Below are 2,212 nucleotides of genomic sequence, written 5' to 3'. Positions count from 1 at the left end.
TAAGAGTTGGATTGATCGTCTTTTGGTATCTGAAAGTTAGTTTTTTCCCAGACACAAAACTATTAATTAACAATTTTTTTGACTTATAATACCTTTTTTAGCTTGCTCGGCAAGAAAGCTTGCCTTAGCAATCTTAACGGCACCAGTTAAGATGCCAGAATCGTTACGAAGGCGTAAGGTAGTATCGTGGATATCTAGAACCAAGTTATCACCTAAAAAAGCTAAATCGTAGTCAGAAGTATAAATTTCAAAATTAGCATTATTTTCAATTTTTACTGAGTAGCGTGGATCGTGTTTCATTGTATCGAGCGAGATTAATGAATAATCCATTCCGATATTACATGATCCGCCTTCAATTGAGTAGTCGCCACCACCGCCATCAACAATTAAAAGTATTTCATGTGTGTTATAACCACGTTTTTTAAGAAAATCGATTGCATCTTGGCTAATTCTCATTTTTACCATAGTACCCTCTCCTAACTCTTTCTATTTTTATTTTAGAAAAAAGTAGAACAGAATCAATTATTTTGCTTAAATTTTGGTGAAGTTTCAGGTGCCCAAATTAAGCAGATAATAAAGGCAGTCAAAAGAACAATTGCGCAGATTAGCATTGATAAGCTTGCACCGCCTTGATTAGTCAAAATAGGCAGTAAAAAGGTTCCTGCCGCAGCACCAAATCTGCTGATAGTAATACAAGTTCCAACTCCGGTTCCGCGAACCTTAATATCGAATAGTTCAGTTGGGTATGGGTAATCAAGTACTAAACCAGAAGATAAGATAATCGCAAAAATACAAAAGATAGCAAGTTGAATATTGGAATTAAGGCTTTTATTAATAGCTAAAAAGCCGATTAGGATACCTGAAAGTAAAAAGTTGCTGATAAGGAATGCGCGTCGACTAATTCTGTTGAAAAGTAAGATTCCTAAAATGACGCCGATAAACATACCACCATTGTAGATAATCCCAGAAATCTTTTGATCTGTAACATGCATACTTTGTAAAAGAATTGGAAGGAAAATACTGATACCAAAGAATGCAAAGGCTTGGCAAGCATAAAAGAGACCACCGACTAGAGTACGACGTAAATATTTCCCGGAAAATAATGTTGTCCATGAAACTTCTTTGATAGGCTTAGCCTTTTTTAGTTTTTTAGAAATTCCCCATTTGCGACCCATGTGCTTTTTAATAACTTTATTAGCTGTTTTGATCTTACCACGACTCGCAAGCCAGCTAGGGGATGCAGGTAAAGGAAAAATAGATCTAAAAATAGCTGCAATAAATGCTGGAATAGCACCAGTTGCTAAAATAATTTGCCAAGTATGTGAACCAAGGCCCGTAATGAAAGCACCTGCTATATATGAAGCAATAAATCCAATTGTCCAGTAAATAAGCAAATGGCTTTGTTTTTTGCTGTCCTCTCCTTTAGGAAGCCATTCAGTTAAAAGGGCATTTCCAACAGTATAGTCAACGGCAATCATTAATCCAATCAGTACTCTGATGATGAAAAGAAAGAGAAAATCATTAATTAATAACTGTGTTAAAGATAAGGCACCTAAAACATACATATTAATCATTAATAGTTTTCGTCTACCAATCTTATCGGATAAACGACCAATTAAGATACTACCTGCTAATCCAATTAAAGATCCTGCTCCAATTAATCCAGTCCAGAGATCACTAATTTGAATATATTTACTTGCATTAGAAAGAGCAGTACCAGATATACCTAAAGCAAAACCACAAGCGATTTGACCTAATACTACTGCAATAAATACTCGTAAGTGAATAGACATGAGGGGAGCTTTTTTATAATTCTTCTTTTCTTTGACGTCCTTGGTATTGTTTTGATTTTCTTTTAGCATAACATGAGTTAAATCATCTAGATTAACTCGAAAAAATCCTCCTTAAAAATTTATAGTATACATTCTACCCTAACAAAGATTTTAAATTGATGCAAAATTAAGTTAATTTTTTATTAGATACTTACAATTATTTAATGGCATATTAATATTACTTAAAATTAAGAAGGGTAGTAATAAGATGAGATTACGTAGAAAAGCTAGCCAATTTAGTCGTTAATCAGGAGTTATTTCTCCTGATGTTTCAAATAGAAATTAGGTTAGTTATGTCAGAAGAAGTAATTATTAGAAAATCGCCGATTGTAAAATTAAATTGAACACTTGATAAAAAATAAAAAGTCCATTCGGACCTG

Annotated in this window: 2 protein-coding genes; both read right to left on the bottom strand. The window is 33.5% G+C overall.

Translation table 11 applies throughout. From position 1 onward, the window contains the following. Positions 1-66 precede the first annotated feature (66 nt). Entirely contained in the window at positions 67-465 is a 399-nt protein-coding gene (locus tag CP370_RS08985; RefSeq protein ID WP_087712539.1) for an iron-sulfur cluster biosynthesis family protein, read from the bottom strand. Positions 466-518: 53 nt separating this feature from the next. After that, positions 519-1,862, bottom strand: coding sequence for an MFS transporter (locus tag CP370_RS08980; RefSeq protein WP_087712540.1), 1,344 nt, complete (start codon positions 1,860-1,862; stop codon positions 519-521). Positions 1,863-2,212 lie beyond the last annotated feature (350 nt).

This window comes from Lactobacillus sp. UMNPBX19 (genome assembly GCF_002553805.1).
Classification (GTDB): Bacteria; Bacillota; Bacilli; order Lactobacillales; family Lactobacillaceae; genus Lactobacillus.
The sequence above is the reverse complement of the archived record's forward strand: the minus strand, read 5'-3'. Positions and strand labels throughout refer to the sequence as shown.